The sequence below is a fragment of the Ruegeria sp. HKCCD7181 genome (assembly GCF_057221055.1).
Genome location: NZ_JBWVBC010000008.1, coordinates 154,304 through 171,802, shown reverse-complemented (window position 1 = coordinate 171,802; position 17,499 = coordinate 154,304). Strand labels below are relative to the sequence as shown.

Genomic DNA, 17,499 nt, shown 5'->3' with positions numbered 1-17,499 from the left:
ATCACAAAGCCCCGGCGCCCGGAGCGTCGGGGTAAAAACACGCGCGCCCTTCGCGAGCGGCACTTACTTATGTGGCCGATACGCTCGGTGGTTTCTTTGTGGTGCAAACACTGTGACGGGGGGCAACCTGACCTTCGGCCTCTGGGCAGGTAGCCCTGTTCGCCATCCCAGTTCCCTGCGCGAAGCTGCGACTGAGTTTTCCTGGCAATTTCAATATCTACGGATTGGCCGCGTCAACACCTCCTCCAGTCACTGTCCGCGATTGCCTTGCAAGGCCAATTTTCGTGCTTTTTCGCGAGCAATAAACCTGCCTCAGATTCTCAGAAACCCGATCGCGTGAACGCGCCATTCAGAAACACTCCGGCGCCCGGCCGGATTGATTCAGTACTTCCCCCGCAGGCTTATCATCTGGTCAGCATGGATATGATCCGAATGTCTGGACGGCCAGTCCATTTGTCATTGGATATCGCCTCACAATACTCAGCCGCACGAAACCAGCCCTTCGGTTAATGGTAAGCCAAAAACGCTGAGTGATAACGCTGAGTGATCTCACCATAGCGGAAGGGCACACTGATCACGACGGATTCCACAAGACCGGCGCCTTGCGATGCCTCTCCTACATCTTCTACTTCGTACCCTGTGGAGCCGTTATCGAAGTATAGAAATTTTTGCATGCTGTAAAACTTGCCGACTACGTTATCCATCCACGTGAAAACTGCTCTCACTAATTACCCTGTGAAGACCGAATAGTTTCGGGCATTTGATCTCAGTTCTGCCCTTGTCCCGAATGGCGTCATCCAAACCGTGTCGAAATCATAGTTTCTATCGATGAATTCCGGGTCACCGGTATGGTCCGGCTTCATCTCTCGCCGAAGCCCGAGATCGGCCAGACGTGATGATTCAAGATGATATGTCCGAGACGCACGCAATGAATCAGTCATGTCAGTTGGAGGTCGTCAATCCGGGCCGGTTACAATGCGTTTCCATATTTTGATTTCCTAAAATCAACACTCAATCCTGACTACAGGGAAACCAAAAAGCGTTAGATTGCTTACCACACAATAGCCTAATACCCTGGGTCCGGCCTTACTTTCGAACCGTCTGTGAAACGGGACAGGCGAAAGGCCGATGGGTCGACACACGGCGCAACCTGCGTCACGAGATCGGCAACCAACCGACCGGCACCCGGCCCGATCCCGAAACCGTGGCCAGAAAAACCTGTGGCAATCCACAGACCCGGCAGACTTTCCACATCCGAGATCACCGGAATAGCATCCGGGGTCACATCGATCATGCCCGCCCAGCTTTCCACAACATCCGAATTCTTCAGATCGGGAAAGGCTTTGGTCGCTGCGAACAACGCCTGCCGCAATGCCTTTTTCGAGGGTTCCGGGTCCAGAATGCGGCAATCTTCAAACGCTGTGATGTCTGATGGAGACCAGGTCCGGTTCTGCCGCGCTTCAACCGACCAGCGTCGTGACAGTCGAAACCGCAGCGATTTCCACTCCTGTGCAAAGGCAGGCAGGAATTGCCACGCCAGACGAAAGCTATCGGGAACGATGTCCACGGTGTTTTCGTGCCCCGAAGCAATGGTAAACCCGCCATCTGCCCGCTTTCGGATCGCACAATCGTCTGACCACAAGGCGATTTCCGGTCCTGCCTCAGTCGGCGAAGTCCGCATTACGGTGTTCAGGACTTTGAGCTGCGGCAGCGCGATACCGAGATTCCCGGCAAACAGGCGGGACCACGCCCCACCGGCCAGAACAACCCCTTCACAGGCCACACGACCGCGCTCGGTGTAGACACCGGCAACCTTACCCGCCTGAACATCAAGGCTGCGAACCGCGCAGTTGGTCAGGATCGTAGCTCCGTTGTCCCGGGCGCTTTCGGCAATTGCGGGCGCGGCCCATTGTGGTTCTGCCCGGCCATCCTGCGGCGTGTACAGGGCCGCAGACAAATCCAGAGTAGCGCCTGGCAACAGCTGATCCAGTTCAGCGCCCCAGACCATACGCGCACCGGTCTGAAGCCCCTCAAGATGACGAAGCCAGCGGTTCAGCTTTCCTTCTGACAGTGCGTTTCGCGCGCCAAACATTATTCCCGATGGAACATAACCGGTTTTTCGCCCGATCCGCGCATCCAACCCCTGCCAGATACGAATAGATTCCTGCATTAGTGGAATCTCTCGGGGATCGCGCATCCCTAGCCGGACCCAACCCCAGTTGCGAGAGCTTTGTTCGCCCCCAATCTGACCCTTTTCACACAACAGAACCGAAAGCCCTCGCTCTGCCAGCTCCAACGCTGAGGACGCGCCAATGATGCCGCCGCCTATTACGACGACGTCCACCTGTTTGGGCAAGGTAAAATCGGATTCGACATGTGTTGGCTTAGGGCCGGGCATCAACTGCTCAACTTCATTTCTTCGGACCGGTATGGAGCCCCAAGACGTAGGTGCAGACAATGTAGAAAAACAATAAACCGGGCGATTGCCCGAGCCTGTGGCACATTAGCAAACGAACCCACAGGAATAGAGTCCCTTCAGGACAACCGTATCCGTTTGACTTACGCCGCGCCGGACAAATGCGCCCAAGTTTGACGCAGGATCGCGCCTACGCCGCTTTCCTGAGGCTTGGTTTCTTCCTCAGATGTCTCATGCGACATCAGGGTTGGAAACTCGGATCGGACATTCGGCTCATTTAGGGTAGTTTTTGGATCGGCAGCTGTCTCTTCGCTCAGAATATCGGCAATAGCGACATCCAATGCTACCTCGTCCAGTTCTTGCGCAGGTGACTCCATCGCCTTGTACCTCAAAGGCGAATGAAGCGACTTATCGTATTCATTATACATTTGACCACCAAAACATTTACCTGCACCCACACACACGGGCGCAATACTCCCAGTTCAACAAACCCGGCGCTTTGGTCAGAAGGCAGATCGACCGACCGGGTTGCGTCACGCTTGCCCCAACTAAGGCAAACCCCGGTCACAAATGTGGCAAAAAATGGACAAAAGCGCAAGGCGCAGGTGTCAGAATGTTCGGCAACTAGCTGTTTTTTATAGACAATGATGTGAGATTTTCGAAATTACATCCGATTTGTCAACTATTAGAGGTGCGGACTCCAACTGTTGTATTCTCAACGCGAAAACCAGCCCCTATTCAGCCCTTGTCTCGCCAACAATTCACGATGGGATACCGTCGGTCCAACCAAAAGGCGCGTGAGGTCAACCGAGTTCCTGGCGCAGACTGGAACCGCTTGTATTCGCTGATATAAATCAGGCGCTCGACCCGTCGCGCGACAGTCTCGTCAAACCCGGCGGCAACGCAGTCAGCAATCGAACCATCCTGATCCACAAGAATATCAAGAATGGAGTCCAGAACCGGGTAATCCGGCAGGCTATCACTGTCTTTCTGATCTTCGCGCAACTCGGCGCTCGGCGGTTTATCAATGACCGAAGGTCGAATGACTTCGCCCTCAGGTCCCATCATCCAGTCACGATGGTTGGCGTTGCGCCAACGACAGGTCTCAAATACCCGTGTCTTGTACAGATCCTTTATCGGATTGTAGCCGCCATTCATGTCGCCATAGATCGTGGCATACCCCACCGCGACCTCGGATTTATTGCCGGTCGTCAGCAACATCTCGCCAAATTTGTTCGAGATCGCCATCAGCAGCAAACCCCGCAAACGAGACTGAATGTTTTCCTCGGTCAGGTCTTCATTGCGCCCGGCGAACAGCGGAGCGAGAGTCTCGGTTACCGCCGCACGCCCCTTCGAGATCGGCACAAAGTCATACTGCACGCCCAGCGCCTGGGCCACCGCTTCGGCATCATCCAAGGAATCTTGACTGGTATACTCTGACGGCAACATCACACAGCGCACATTGTCTGCCCCGATCGCATCAACCGCTATGGCAGCGACCAGCGCGGAATCGACCCCGCCGGACAGCCCCAGCACCGCCTTCCCAAACCCGGTTTTGCCCATGTAATCACGCAGGGATTGCACCATGGCGCGATAGTCCTGCTCCCACTCATCCGGCTGCGGCACGATCTCAGCCGGCACCATCTGCCACCCGTCGTCGCCGCGTTGAAGATCAATATGGGTCACGGCTTCATCAAAAACCGGCATGCGAAAGGCAAGCTCGCCGCCCGGGTTCAGCCCGAACGTGCCGCCATCAAAAACCTGGTCGTCCTGACCGCCGACCATGTTGAGATAAATCAGCGGTAATCCGGTCTCGACCACCCGGGCGACCATGTGGTTCAGGCGTACGTCATACTTGTTGCGAAAATAGGGCGAACCATTTGGGATCAGTAGGAACTCGGCACCCGTTTCTGCCAGGGTCTCTGCGACATCCTCGTGCCAGCCGTCCTCGCAGATTGGGCTGCCGATCCGTGTATTGCCGACGGAATAAGGCCCGCCCAGCGGCCCAGCATCATAAAGGCGCACCTCATCGAACACGGTTTCATTCGGCAGGTGATGTTTCAGCATCTTACTGGTGATGCGCCCGCCCTTCAGAATCAAGTAGGCATTGTACAGACTGCCGCCTTCGAACCAGGGCCCACCGATGGCAAGCGCCGGGCCGTCTGCGCATTTCGCTGCCAGCACCTCGACCGCGGCCATCGCGGCGCGATGAAACACCGGCTTCATCACCAGATCCTGCGTGTTGTAGCCGGTGATGAACATTTCGGGCAGCGCCACCAGATCGGCCCCGACATCGCGCCCTTGCTCCCAGGCTTCCATGGCCTTCGACGCGTTGCTCTCGAGATCCCCAACCACGGGGTTGAGCTGCGCCAGAGTGATGCGGAAACGATCGGCCATTTTGCCCCCTTGTTCTTGTAGGTCCCAAAGGGATTTAGCAGATCACACCGTGAGTAAAAGACAAATGCGGCAAAAGCCGTTGCTCTGCCCCCGACGGTACCTTAGTTTTGCGAAAAAGTATGCAACCCGAAAAACAGGGCAGGCAGGAACCAGCATGAATGTGATCCGCAACTCAATTGCCATAGTAACGCTTGCATTGGCGGCGCAGGCTACCCTGGCACAGCAAGGACAGATCATCATTGCCGACGATGAGGTTGGCGGCGTTTACGAGGGTACATTCGAAAACGGGCTGCGCCATGGAACCGGAACCTACCGATTGCCCGACGGGTTCGAGTATTCAGGCGAATGGGTCGCGGGTGAGATTCAGGGGCAAGGAACGGCCCGATACGCCAATGGATCCATCTACGAGGGCGCATTCTCCAAAGGCCAGCCCGAGGGACAAGGCAAGATACTGTTTGCCGATGGCGGCTCTTACGAAGGTGAGTGGGCAAACGGCGCAGTCAACGGGACGGGCGTCGCTGTGTATTCAAGCGGTATGCGCTATGAAGGTCAGTTCGAAGATGGGCGCCGCCACGGCAAGGGCGTATTATCCGATCAGAACGGATTTGTTTATGACGGTGATTGGGTCGAGGGGGTCAAACAGGGTACAGCGAAAATCACCTCGGCTGACGGTAGCATCTACGAAGGTGACATCCGGGCAGGCCAACGCCACGGGAAAGGCACCATGACCTTTCCAGACGGCATGAGCTATGTTGGTGATTGGGTCGAGGGTCACATGACCGGCACCGGCCGGGCGACTCAGGCCAATGGCGACGTTTACGAAGGTGATATGGTCGAAGGACGCCGCCAGGGCAAAGGCAAAGCGACATACGCAAACGGTGCGGTATACGAGGGTGATTTTGTCGACGACCAACGTCATGGACAGGGTGTTTTTGCCGGCAACGACGGTTTCCGTTATTCCGGCACATGGACAAAAGGCCAGATCGAAGGCCTGGGCGAAATGACTTACCCTGATGGTTCGGTCTACGTCGGCGATTTTGAGGCTGACCTGCCTCACGGCAAAGGTCAGACGACCTATCCCAACGGTGCAGTATATGACGGAGACTGGATCGCTGGCGTATTCGAAGGCAGCGGAACCGCCACATTTCCCAACGGAACCGTGTACAAGGGCCAATTCAAAAACGCCCAGAACCACGGCAAGGGTGTTCTGACTTTCGCCGACGGATACCGTTACGACGGCGACTGGGTGGATGGTGTCAGGCAGGGACAGGGCAAGGCAACCTACCCCGACGGAACAGTATACGAAGGCAGCTTTGACAACGGGAACCGACACGGCAGGGGCAAGATCGTTACTTCAACGGGCTTCGAATACGACGGTGACTGGGTCCAGGGGAAAATCACCGGTGTCGGTGTCGCAACCTATGAAACCGGCGATGTCTATGAAGGCACATTCCTGGACAACAAACGCCATGGCGATGGCACGATGCGCTATGCGAGCGGGCAGGAGAAGACAGGAGTCTGGGAAAACGGCGAACTGTCATCCGAGGCAGAAAACGATGCCGAAGCACCTGCCGCTGAACCTACGCCTCCGGAAACCAACCCTGCCGAAGACACGCCGGACGGAGACACTTCGGACGGATAAACCGAATTACCAAGGCACTGGTTTTCCAGCCCAATCAAAGAATCCGCCCGTATCGGCAGTCGACAGGCCGTCGATCACAGTCAAGAGGTTCTCGGCTGCGGTTTCCGGTTCCACAGCCGGATGCCTACCGAGGTACTTTGTGGTAAAGTCAGTTTTTACTGTTCCCGGATGAAGCGATGCACATATGGCCTGCTTGTGGGTTCGCGCCAGCTCAATAGCGGCGGTATGGACGATTTGGTTTACGGCTGCTTTGGCTGCGCGGTAACTGACCCATCCTCCCAACTTGTTGTCGCCGGTCGACCCAACTCGCGCGGACAGAACCCCCAATACCGACCGACGTTCGCGCGGCAAAAGACGTGCTGCCTGTTTCAACACCAACGCTGGTCCAACTGCGTTCAGAGCGAACTGATCCATCATCGCCTGCGCCGTGACCGCACGTAGCGACTTTTCCGGCGCTGCATTGTCAATCTCAAGCGCGCCTGTGGCAACAAGGATCAGATCGAACGGGCCCTCGATCTGCGAGAGTTTTCGTTCAGCCACATCTGGTCGCCTCAGATCAAACCCATCCACAGACCGTGACACCCGGGTAACCACAACATTCTGTGCCTCAAGCCGGTCACACACGGCCCGGCCAATTCCACCCGTTGCACCTATGATCAACGCCGTTTCCATGAAGGGAAGCTAGCCGGTAACACTGACCAATCAACACCGTACGCCGCCAAATAATGTGCAAAGCTCACGCTTGGGCAATTTCCTTCTTTTCATTCCGGGATCGAACTGTATAACCTCAACTTCATGATCAACCGCGCAGATATCGCTTTTGCCGACGCCGCCCTTCGCGGTGCGTCGCTGCGTGGCCTACTGATCCTAATCCGCCTCTGAGCGTGCCACCCGGCGCGCCCGCTCAGAGGAGGACGCCCGCGCGCCATAGGCTTTAGGACAGACAAGAAAGAGATTCCCATGACCAACGTGACCGACCAAGACCGCGTCTTGATCTTTGACACCACTTTGCGCGACGGCGAGCAAAGCCCAGGCGCGACCATGACCCATGACGAAAAGCTGGAAATTGCTGAGCTGTTGGACGAGATGGGCGTCGACATTATCGAAGCCGGTTTCCCGATTGCGTCCGAGGGCGATTTCAAGGCCGTGTCCGAGATTGCACAGCGGTCGAAAAACAGCCGCATCTGCGGCCTCGCCCGCGCTAATTTCGCTGATATCGATCGATGCTGGGAAGCGGTGAAACACGCCGGAAAGAACCGCATCCACACGTTCATCGGCACTTCTCCGCTGCACCGGGCCATTCCGAACCTGACGCAGGACGAAATGGCCGAGAAGATCCACGACACGGTCAGCCATGCCCGCAACCTTTGCGAAAACGTGCAGTGGTCGCCGATGGATGCGACCCGGACCGAATGGGACTACCTGTGCCGTGTGATCGAGATTGCGATCAAGGCGGGCGCCACCACGATCAATATTCCCGACACTGTGGGTTATACAGCCCCGCTCGAGTCTGCGGACTTGATCAAGCGGCTGATCGAAACGGTTCCAGGCGCGGATGAAGTTGTCTTTGCCACCCACTGCCACAACGATCTTGGCATGGCGACCGCGAACTCGCTGGCGGCTGTTGCCGGTGGTGCACGCCAGATCGAATGCACGATTAACGGTCTTGGCGAACGTGCGGGCAACACTGCGCTGGAAGAAGTCGTGATGGCACTGCGCACGCGCAACGACATCATGCCTTGGAAAACCGGAATCGACACCACCAAAATCATGCACATCTCGCGACGTGTGGCTACGGTTTCGGGCTTCAACGTTCAATTCAACAAGGCCATCGTCGGCAAGAACGCGTTTGCCCATGAAAGTGGCATCCATCAGGATGGTATGTTGAAGAACCGCGAAAACTTCGAGATCATGCGTCCCGAAGATATCGGCCTGTCGGGCACATCTCTGCCGTTGGGCAAACATTCCGGCCGTGCAGCATTGCGCGACAAGCTGGAAACCCTTGGGTATGAAGTCGGCGACAACCAACTGAAAGATATCTTCGTTCGTTTCAAAGATCTGGCCGATCGCAAGAAAGAGGTGTTCGACGACGACCTCATCGCCTTGATGACGCTGGACGATGACGAGGCCAACGATCACCTGCAACTGGTATCGATGAAGGTGACCTGTGGCACGGGTGGGCAAGCAGAAGCTACCGTTGAACTCGAGGTTGATGGCGCGGATGTCACAGCCACAGAACATGGCGACGGTCCCGTTGATGCGGCCTTTCGGGCGATCCGGGCTGTCTATCCAAACGAGGCGCATCTGCAGCTTTATCAGGTGCATGCGGTTACCGAAGGGACCGATGCACAAGCCACAGTTTCGGTCCGACTGGAAGAAGACGGCATGATCGCCACAGGCCAGTCCGCCAACACCGACACAGTCGTTGCATCGGCCAAAGCGTACATACACGCCCTGAACCGGTTGATCGTTCGTCGCGCAAAGGCCGGCCCCGGAGCAGATGCACGGGAAATCAGCTACAAAGACCTGACCTGATCGGCAAATGAACAAACAAAGACGGCTCGGCAATCCGGGCCGTTACCTTCTTGCCGGTCGTTTCATGGCGTAGTCAGGATAGTCCGGCTTTTTCCATGCCTTCGACGAAATGCTGCAGATCTTCGTTATTGGCGTAGTGCAGCGTCGCGACCAGGTCTTCGATCTTGAATTCCGGCTGGGCACCATAGACTGCCTCGACGTGCCTTTTTGCATCTTCCGCGTTCCCAAGCCAACCATGGCACGCGGCGACATAGGCATTCTGCGCTGTGTCCAGCAAGGGCAGATGAGCAAAGTCATCAATGGCCTGCTCATAGTTCTTTTCCCCAAATCGGGCGCGGCCCAGATGGCTCCAGAACCGGGCAGGATGGTGCGGATTAAGGCGCATTGCTTTCTGAATCCACTCCGCCCCCTCGTGTGGTCGCCCTGTCCAAGTGAGTAACTCGCCCATTTGGACAACAACCAGATCATAGTTGGGATTTAACGACAGAGCCCGTTCCTGATGATAACGCGCCCGGGCCAGCTTGTTTCGCAGAATTGCAACCGCTGCCATCAATCGGTGCACATCGGCGTCGTTGTCGTCCAGAGACGCCGCCTTGTAAGTTGCCGCTTCACACAGCGCCAGCATCTCTTCCGGGTCGTCGCACCAACCATACCCCCAAGCCTGCCCGCGTATACATCCGCTCCAGGCATGCGCATGCGCATATTCGGGATCCAGCTCGATTGCCCGGTCGATCAACCTGGTCGCTTCGGCATTGTCTTCCCGCGTACTGCGATGATGCAGAGCCTTGGCCGCCAGAACGCATTCATAGGCCGCAAAGTTCGATGGTAGTTTTCGCGTCAATCCTTCCTGCTGCGATGCTTCGATCCGACCGGGAAGGGTTGCGACGACGGCTGACGTGACCTCGTCCTGGATGGAAAAGATATCGTCCAGGTCGCGATCATACCGCTCGGCCCAAATATGGGCATCGTTCTGACTGTCGATAAGCTGCACGGTTACACGCAATCGTTTCCCCGCTTTGCGCACGCTACCTTCGACGATGTATCTGGCGCCCAGTGTTTCGCCCACATCTCGCAGGTTAACGGCCTGCCCCTTATAGACAAAACTGGAATTGCGCGAGATCACGAACAATTCGTGCCGACGGCTAAGTTCGGTAAGCAGGTCCTCGGTCAAGCCATCGACAAAAAACTCCTGCTCTGGGTCGCCGCTCATGTTCTCGAACGGCAAAACTGCAATGGATGGTTTGACGACCCTGGTGGAACCATCACCCGTGGTATCTTCATCGCCAGCCTCAGTCACCCCATCCAGGCCAACGCGAAAAGCCTGGACAGGCTGAGACAGGTTCTTGAGCGAAAGGTTCCCCAGATCCTCATAATGCAAATCCAGACGACTGATCACCTGTTCATGCACCGCCCCGGAGATCAGCACTTCTCCTGCACTGGCAGACTGCTCCAGACGTGCAGCCACGTTGACACCGCTGCCAAAGATATCCCCGTCTTCGAAGATGATTTCATCAAGATTGATACCGATCCGAAACAGGATACGCTGGTTTGTGGGCACATCAGCGTTTCGACGAAACATCCGGTTCTGAACCTCGACCGCACAGGCGACAGCATCACAGGCACTGGCGAATTCTACCAGCATCCCGTCGCCTGTTGTCTTTATGATCGTGCCCCGGTTCTTTTCGATCGACGGATCGATCAGCTCGATCCGATGGGTGCGCAGCCGAGCCAGCGTGCCTTGTTCGTCAATTTCCATCAAACGGCTGTAGCCTACCATATCGGCTGCAAGAACTGCGGCAAGTCGGCGTTCCATGGTTTCCCCCTGCGACAAGTCTAGTGCCGCGCGCCTTGTTCTAACAAGGGAATTCACGCGTACATGCAGGGCGTGTATTCAAGGCCAGATGATGCTCCCAATGCCTGTAAATCACTCTCCGAGGCCGGTGAACAACGCATCCAGATTTCGGGTTTCTTCGACAAGCCCAAACGGCGCGTTGACGACAAACATCCCTGACCCCACCATTCGGTGCCCTTCACGCGCCGCTGGAAAACGGACTTCGTGACAAACCGATTTGGGCAGGTTTTGTGCCTTCAGCGCTGCAACCATGGGGGCCTGCCGCCCGTCTGTAAGGATCGGGTACCAAAGGGCGATCACGCCCACGTTCCACTTGCGGTGCAGCTTAGCCACGATACCTGGCAGACGGTCGTAGTCTGTTTTCACCTCATAGCTGGGATCAATCAGAGCCAAACCTCGACGCGGCGTTGGAGGAAGCAGGGACTGCGCCAGCTCGAAACCGTCCTGCTGATAGGTCTTGGCGTTGTATGACCTCATGGCGTCGGTCAAAGCCGCATATTCCTGTGGGTGCAGCTCGGCAAGATGCAGGCTATCCATTTCTCGCAACAGATTTGCTGCAATCAGAGGCGAGCCCGGGTAAGCCATCGCACCATGTTTGTCCTGCACCAGCCGAAGCGCGCGTGACAAAGGATGTTGCGCGTCAAACCAACCTTCTGCCTGAGCCCGTCCAATGCCTGCGGCCGCTTCGCCTGTGCGCACGGCTTCAGCTGCGTCCAGATGATACAGACCGCGCCCGGAATGGGTTTCGAAATAGGACAACGGTTTGTCTTTTTGCGCCAGATAACTCAGCATCCACGCCAGCAATGCGTGCTTTTGTACATCAGCCAGATTTCCAGCGTGGTAAATGTGTTGATAAGACAGCATTTTGCCTTCTAAAGTCCTTATCAATGAGGCGGAAAGGTGCTGATTGTCGCGGAATCAACCCTTTTACCGGGAGGGTTCGCACCCTATAAGACATCCGTCCCGGAACCGTCGAGTCGCGGGCAGTAGAAAACATCTGACTAACAGGATCAGGGCACACATGGGATTCTTTGGCAATCTGGGCGGCTTGTTCACAGCGGACATGGCCATTGATCTTGGAACAGCAAACACGCTGGTTTATGTCAAGGGGCGCGGTGTCATCCTGTCGGAACCCTCGGTGGTGGCCTACCACGTCAAGGACGGCGTGAAAAAGGTGCTGGCCGTTGGTGAGGATGCCAAGCTGATGCTGGGTCGGACCCCCGGTTCTATCGAAGCCATCCGCCCGATGCGCGAAGGCGTGATTGCCGACTTCGACACCGCCGAAGAAATGATCAAGCATTTCATCCGCAAAGTTCACAAGCGCTCGACCTTCTCGAAACCCAAGATTATCGTCTGCGTCCCCCACGGCGCGACCCCTGTTGAAAAACGCGCTATCCGTCAGTCAGTTCTGTCAGCTGGCGCGCGTCGCGCGGGATTGATTGCCGAACCGATTGCAGCTGCGATTGGTGCCGGAATGCCGATCACCGATCCAACCGGAAACATGGTCGTCGACATCGGCGGCGGCACGACCGAAGTTGCGGTTCTGTCTCTCGGCGACATTGTCTATGCCCGCTCAGTTCGCGTTGGCGGCGACCGCATGGACGAAGCCATCATCTCTTACCTGCGTCGTCAGCAAAACCTGCTGGTCGGTGAATCCACCGCCGAGCGGATCAAGACCACAATCGGCACCGCTCGCATGCCCGACGATGGGCGCGGCCAGTCGATGCATATCCGAGGACGTGACCTACTGAACGGTGTCCCGAAGGAAATCGAAATCAGCCAGGCTCAGGTCGCCGAAGCGCTGACCGAGCCGGTTCAGGCCATTTGCGAGGCCGTGATGACCGCTCTGGAAACCACGCCGCCCGATCTGGCTGCGGACATTGTCGACCGTGGCGTAATGCTGACCGGTGGTGGTGCTTTGCTGGGAGATTTGGATTTGGCCCTGCGCGAGCAGACCGGTCTGGCCGTGTCGATTGCCGATGAAAGCCTGAACTGTGTGGCTCTGGGCACCGGCAAAGCGCTGGAATACGAAAAACAACTGCGCCATGCGATTGACTACGAAAGCTAAGGCGCGCACCCTCTCATAACAGGGTGACTATCGGACGCGAGCAGCACGGGAAGGAGTCCTGTGGCAAAAGACCGTTCACAGCGCGATGACTACACCGCCCCGCTGCGCCGTTTGCTGTTGGGGATCGTTGTTCTGTGTCTTCTGGGCATCTTCATCGTCTGGCGTATTGACAGCCCGCGTGTCGAAAGGTTCCGCGCTCAGGTGGTGGACAAGGTCGTCCCCTCAATGGAGTGGGCCATGGTGCCCGTCACCGGCGCTATCAATCTGGTGCGTGATTTTCAGAGTTATCAGCGGCTCAGCGAACAAAACCGGGAACTGCGCAGCGAGTTGCGCCTGATGCGTGCTTGGAAAGAAGCTGCTTTGCAGCTGGAACAGGAAAACGCCCGTCTGCTGGACCTTAACAACGTACGTCTCGACCCGCGACTGACTTATGTCACCGGCGTTGTGATGGCCGACAGTGGATCACCTTTCCGGCAATCGGTTTTGTTGAATGTAGGCGAGCGGGACGGCATCCTGAATGGCTGGGCCACTATGGATGGCATTGGCGTGGTCGGGCGCATCTCGGGCGTGGGGTCGGACACAGCACGGGTGATCCTGTTGACGGACGCCTCAAGCGCCATTCCGGCCACTATCCAGCCCTCAGGCCAGACCGCTTTGATAGCCGGGGACAATACCTCGGCACCGGTGGTGGAGTTTCTGGAAAATCGCGAGCTGGTGCGTCCTGGTGATCGTGTGGTCACGTCTGGCGACGGAGGTGTGTTTCCGGGCGGTTTGCTGATCGGTCAGGTCACCGTTGACCCGGGAGGTCGGCTGCGGGTGCGCTTGTCCGCTGATTTCGAACGGTTGGAATTTCTGCGCGTGCTACGATACCAACCCGCCAATCCCATTCAGGATCCCGGCGGCATCGTTGGCCCCTTAAGACCCGAAGCCGCCCTGACGCCGCAGGAGCCCGGCGATGGATAAGCCAACCTCACAACTTTGGGTCAAGCGCAGTTTGTACCTCTTGCTGGCGGCGCTTGTCTTGTTTTTGCATCTGTTGCCGCTGGACACACCGCCGGATCGCTGGCCGTTCCCGGATTTTCTGATTGCCTTGACGTTCGCCTGGGTTCTGCGCCGCCCGGAATACGTGCCGACGCTTACAATCGCGGCCGTGATGCTGATGGCAGATCTACTGCTGCAACGCCCTCCGGGCCTTCTGGCGGCGCTGGTCGTTCTGGGAGCGGCCTATCTTCGTTCGGCTGCACCCGGCATGCGGGATACAGGGTTTGTCGGTGAATGGACCTCGGTCGGTGCCGTAATCACGGCGATTTTTGTTATGAATCGCGTGATACTTGGTATCCTGTCGGTCCAACAGGCTGCACTGGCTCCGACGGTGATACAAGTGGTCCTGACAATTGCAATTTATCCTTTGGTCGTTCTGCTGTGTCAAAGCGGCTTCGGAGTTCGCCGGGTTTCCGCAGCGGATAATGCCACGGCAGGAGCGCGACCGTGAAGCAGCGCAAACCTAAATCACAAGGCCTTGCTTATAAACGACTGCCACGCCGGGCGTTGTTGCTAGGAGGGCTTCAGGCCGCGTTCATCGGTGGACTGGCCGCAAGAATGCGGTTTATGCAGGTCGACCAGGCCGATGAATATCGGCTTTTGGCCGAAGAAAACCGGATCAATATCCGCCTGATCCCACCTACACGCGGTCGGATTTACGACCGAAATGGCCAGATCATCGGCCAGAACTCTCCGTCTTATCGTATCGTCATTGTGCGCGAAGACGCCGGAGACATCGACAATGTCGTCGCCAAACTGTCCGAGCTGATCCCCCTGAACGAAGACGAGATTGAACGCGCCAAGTCGGAAATGCGTCGCTCGGCCCCGTTCCTGCCGGTGACGCTGGCCGACCAAGTAACTTGGGAAGATATCTCGAAAGTCGCGGTCAATGCCCCCGCCCTGCCCGGTGTCATTCCCGAAGTCGGTATGACCCGCCAGTATCCTCGATATGAAGACTTTGCGCATGTCGTAGGTTATGTCGGCCCGGTCAGTGATTACGATCTGAGCCAGATCGAAGACCCCGAGCCGGTTCTGCGCATCCCACGCTTTCAGATCGGCAAAGTCGGGCTTGAGGCCAAGCAGGAAATTACCCTGCGCGGCAAGGCTGGCGCCAAACGGGTCGAGGTCAACGCCACTGGCCGAGTGATGCGTGAACTGGATCGCCAGGAAGGTGAGGCCGGTGCGGACCTTCAGTTGTCGGTTGACGCGGACCTGCAGCAATACGCACAGGCTCGGCTTGCAGGCGAAAGCGCCGCTGCCGTCGTGATCGATTGCGAAACGGGCGATGTACGGGCGATCAGTTCAGCCCCCAGTTTCGACCCCAATCTGTTCGTGCGCGGTATCTCGGTCGCTGACTACAGGGCGCTGACGCAAGACAATTACCGCCCGCTGGCCAACAAGACAGTTCAGGGCACCTATCCGCCCGGTTCGACCTTCAAAATGATCACTGCCATGGCCGCGCTGGAGGCCGGGGTGATGGGGCCGTCCAATACCGTCTATTGTCCAGGCCATCTGAAGGTGGGCAGCCGCAGGTTTCACTGCTGGAAACGCGGCGGGCACGGCACGGTCGATCTTGAGACCTCGCTGAAGCGCAGTTGCGACGTCTACTACTACGACGTAGCCCTGCGCGTCGGAATCGACAAGATATCCGACATGGCCCGAACATTTGGGCTGGGTGTCAAACACGACATACCGATGTCCGCTGTTGCCGCAGGCCTTGCGCCTAATCAGGATTGGAAACGGCGGGTGCACGGGCAGGAATGGCTGGTTGGCGACACCGCGAACGCGTCTATCGGTCAGGGCTTCATGCTGGCCTCGCCCCTGCAACTGGCAGTGATGACCGCACGGCTGGCAACCGGACGCGCGGTAACGCCTCGTCTGGTGCGCAGCATGAACGGTGTTGAACAGCCTTCGGGCGCCGGTGAGCCTCTGAACGTGAACCGGAATAACCTGGAGCAGGTGCGCCGAGCGATGTTTACAGTCTCGAACAACCGACGTGGCACGGCTTATCGCAGTCGGATCATCGCGGATGAATTCCGCATGGCTGGAAAAACTGGCACCAGTCAGGTGCGCAACATCACCAAGGCTGAACGCGCCGCAGGTGTTATCCGAAACGAAGACCTGCCTTGGGAGCGGCGCGACCACGCCTTGTTCGTCAGTTTCGCACCCTACGACAATCCAAAATACGCGGTAGCGGTTGTTGTCGAACACGGTGGCGGTGGATCCAAGGCCGCAGCCCCTGTGGCTCGGGACATCATGTTGCAGGCACTTTACAACGGCACCCCCCCGCTCGAGGCTTATCCGACAGCGGATCGCGAGCGTATAAAGGAACAGCAAAAACGGCTGGAGGGCGACCGACGCCCCAAAGCGCGTCCTGACGAAAAGGACCGCGCATGAGCTATCTTGAATACGCAGTCAAATCTACGCCATCAGGGTTTCGCAAAGTCCTTTACATGAACTGGCCGCTGACACTGTTGCTGATCAGCGTTGCCAGTGCCGGTTTCCTGATGCTTTTCTCAGTAGCAGGCGGGTCGTGGACACCTTGGGCCGAACCGCAGATGGAGCGGTTTGGACTGGGGATGGCGGTCATGTTCATCGTGGCTATTGTGCCTATATGGTTCTGGCGCAACATGTCGGTGCTGGCCTATCTGGGCTCCATCGCCCTGCTGGTGTTTGTTGAGCTGTTTGGCACCGTTGGCATGGGCGCACAGCGCTGGATCGACCTTGGATTCATGCGGCTACAGCCTTCAGAGCTGATGAAGGTCACGCTGGTAATGCTTCTGGCGGCTTACTATGACTGGCTGCCGTCGCACAAAACTTCTCGTCCACTTTGGGTCATCCTCCCGGTCCTTCTGATCCTGATCCCGACCTTCATGGTACTGCGGCAGCCAGATCTCGGAACGTCCATCCTGCTGTTGGCCGCAGGTGGTGGGCTTATGTTTCTCGCTGGCGTCCATTGGGCCTATTTTGCAGTGGTGATTGCCGCGGGCGTTGGCCTTGTCGCGACGGTGTTCAACAGCCGCGGGACAGAGTGGCAGCTGCTCAAGGACTATCAGTTTCGGCGCATCGACACGTTTCTTGACCCATCCACTGACCCGCTGGGTGCAGGGTATCACATCACCCAATCCAAGATCGCGCTGGGTTCGGGTGGTTGGAACGGGCGCGGATTCATGCAGGGAACGCAATCCCGTCTGAATTTCCTGCCCGAGAAACACACAGATTTCATCTTTACAACGCTGGCAGAGGAATTCGGATTTGTCGGAGGGATCACTTTGTTGGTTCTCTATGGTCTGATCCTGCTGTTTTGCATGGTTACGGCACTGTCGGCCAAAGACCGGTTTTCGTCGCTGGTAACGCTGGGCATAGCGCTGAACTTCTTCCTGTTCTTTGCCGTAAATATGTCGATGGTGATGGGGCTGGCTCCTGTTGTAGGTGTGCCACTGCCCATGGTCAGTTACGGTGGATCAGCGATGCTGGTGCTTATGGCCGCTTTCGGTATTGTGCAAAGCGCTCATATCCATCGCCCTCGTTGATCTGAAAGGCCCTCC

14 protein-coding genes are annotated in these 17,499 nt (G+C 57.1%); 7 read left to right on the top strand and 7 right to left on the bottom strand.

Going from position 1 to position 17,499, the window contains the following annotated elements; genetic code table 11:
- Window positions 1–506: 506 nt before the first annotated feature.
- From AC2TCY_RS16470 to AC2TCY_RS16455, 4 genes are all read right to left on the bottom strand, one after another.
- The gene (locus tag AC2TCY_RS16470; protein WP_480848975.1) at window positions 507–674 is read right to left on the bottom strand and encodes a hypothetical protein; all 168 of its coding nucleotides are present in this window, start codon (window positions 672–674) and stop codon (window positions 507–509) included.
- Between the two features lie 392 nt (window positions 675–1,066).
- Entirely contained in the window at window positions 1,067–2,398 is a 1,332-nt protein-coding gene (locus AC2TCY_RS16465) for an NAD(P)/FAD-dependent oxidoreductase (protein ID WP_480848974.1), read from the bottom strand.
- Window positions 2,399–2,559: 161 nt separating this feature from the next.
- Window positions 2,560–2,793 (bottom strand): hypothetical protein, encoded by a 234-nt coding sequence (locus tag AC2TCY_RS16460; protein ID WP_480848973.1) that lies wholly within the window; start codon window positions 2,791–2,793, stop codon window positions 2,560–2,562.
- A gap of 361 nt (window positions 2,794–3,154) precedes the next feature.
- Window positions 3,155–4,813, bottom strand: coding sequence for an NAD+ synthase (locus AC2TCY_RS16455; RefSeq protein WP_480848972.1), 1,659 nt, complete (start codon window positions 4,811–4,813; stop codon window positions 3,155–3,157).
- A 154-nt stretch (window positions 4,814–4,967) separates the two neighbouring features.
- Here AC2TCY_RS16455 and AC2TCY_RS16450 point away from each other — a divergent pair, with 154 nt between their 5' ends.
- Window positions 4,968–6,455 carry an MORN repeat-containing protein gene (locus tag AC2TCY_RS16450; protein ID WP_480848970.1) on the top strand — a complete coding sequence of 496 codons (1,488 nt, stop codon included), beginning with the start codon at window positions 4,968–4,970 and terminating at the stop codon, window positions 6,453–6,455.
- A gap of 6 nt (window positions 6,456–6,461) precedes the next feature.
- On the opposite strand, the gene AC2TCY_RS16445 is transcribed toward AC2TCY_RS16450, so the two are convergent.
- Window positions 6,462–7,127, bottom strand: coding sequence for an SDR family NAD(P)-dependent oxidoreductase (locus AC2TCY_RS16445; protein WP_480848969.1), 666 nt, complete (start codon window positions 7,125–7,127; stop codon window positions 6,462–6,464).
- 288 nt (window positions 7,128–7,415) lie between these two features.
- Between AC2TCY_RS16445 and AC2TCY_RS16440 the strand changes: the two genes are divergently transcribed.
- Window positions 7,416–8,990, top strand: a complete 1,575-nt coding sequence (locus AC2TCY_RS16440; protein ID WP_480848967.1) for a 2-isopropylmalate synthase — start codon at window positions 7,416–7,418, stop codon at window positions 8,988–8,990.
- 73 nt (window positions 8,991–9,063) lie between these two features.
- On the opposite strand, the gene AC2TCY_RS16435 is transcribed toward AC2TCY_RS16440, so the two are convergent.
- The gene (locus tag AC2TCY_RS16435) at window positions 9,064–10,803 is read right to left on the bottom strand and encodes an adenylate/guanylate cyclase domain-containing protein (protein WP_480848965.1); all 1,740 of its coding nucleotides are present in this window, start codon (window positions 10,801–10,803) and stop codon (window positions 9,064–9,066) included.
- A gap of 111 nt (window positions 10,804–10,914) precedes the next feature.
- Window positions 10,915–11,706 (bottom strand): 23S rRNA (adenine(2030)-N(6))-methyltransferase RlmJ, encoded by a 792-nt coding sequence (locus tag AC2TCY_RS16430; protein ID WP_480848964.1) that lies wholly within the window; start codon window positions 11,704–11,706, stop codon window positions 10,915–10,917.
- A 157-nt stretch (window positions 11,707–11,863) separates the two neighbouring features.
- On the opposite strand from AC2TCY_RS16430, the gene AC2TCY_RS16425 reads away from it, so the two are divergent.
- The 5 genes from AC2TCY_RS16425 to rodA are packed head-to-tail and all read left to right on the top strand — an operon-like array spanning window position 11,864 to window position 17,484.
- Window positions 11,864–12,910 carry a rod shape-determining protein gene (locus AC2TCY_RS16425; protein ID WP_480844102.1) on the top strand — a complete coding sequence of 349 codons (1,047 nt, stop codon included), beginning with the start codon at window positions 11,864–11,866 and terminating at the stop codon, window positions 12,908–12,910.
- Window positions 12,911–12,970: 60 nt separating this feature from the next.
- Window positions 12,971–13,873 carry a rod shape-determining protein MreC gene (gene mreC, locus AC2TCY_RS16420; RefSeq protein WP_480848962.1) on the top strand — a complete coding sequence of 301 codons (903 nt, stop codon included), beginning with the start codon at window positions 12,971–12,973 and terminating at the stop codon, window positions 13,871–13,873.
- Complete coding sequence (locus AC2TCY_RS16415; protein WP_480848961.1) at window positions 13,866–14,402, top strand: rod shape-determining protein MreD; 537 nt, start codon at window positions 13,866–13,868, stop codon at window positions 14,400–14,402. Before mreC ends, AC2TCY_RS16415 begins: the two co-directional genes overlap by 8 nt.
- On the top strand, window positions 14,399–16,348 hold the full coding sequence (gene mrdA, locus AC2TCY_RS16410; protein WP_480848960.1) for a penicillin-binding protein 2: 1,950 nt from the start codon (window positions 14,399–14,401) through the stop codon (window positions 16,346–16,348). Before AC2TCY_RS16415 ends, mrdA begins: the two co-directional genes overlap by 4 nt.
- The gene (gene rodA, locus AC2TCY_RS16405) at window positions 16,345–17,484 is read left to right on the top strand and encodes a rod shape-determining protein RodA (protein WP_480848959.1); all 1,140 of its coding nucleotides are present in this window, start codon (window positions 16,345–16,347) and stop codon (window positions 17,482–17,484) included. Before mrdA ends, rodA begins: the two co-directional genes overlap by 4 nt.
- Window positions 17,485–17,499: the final 15 nt, after the last annotated feature.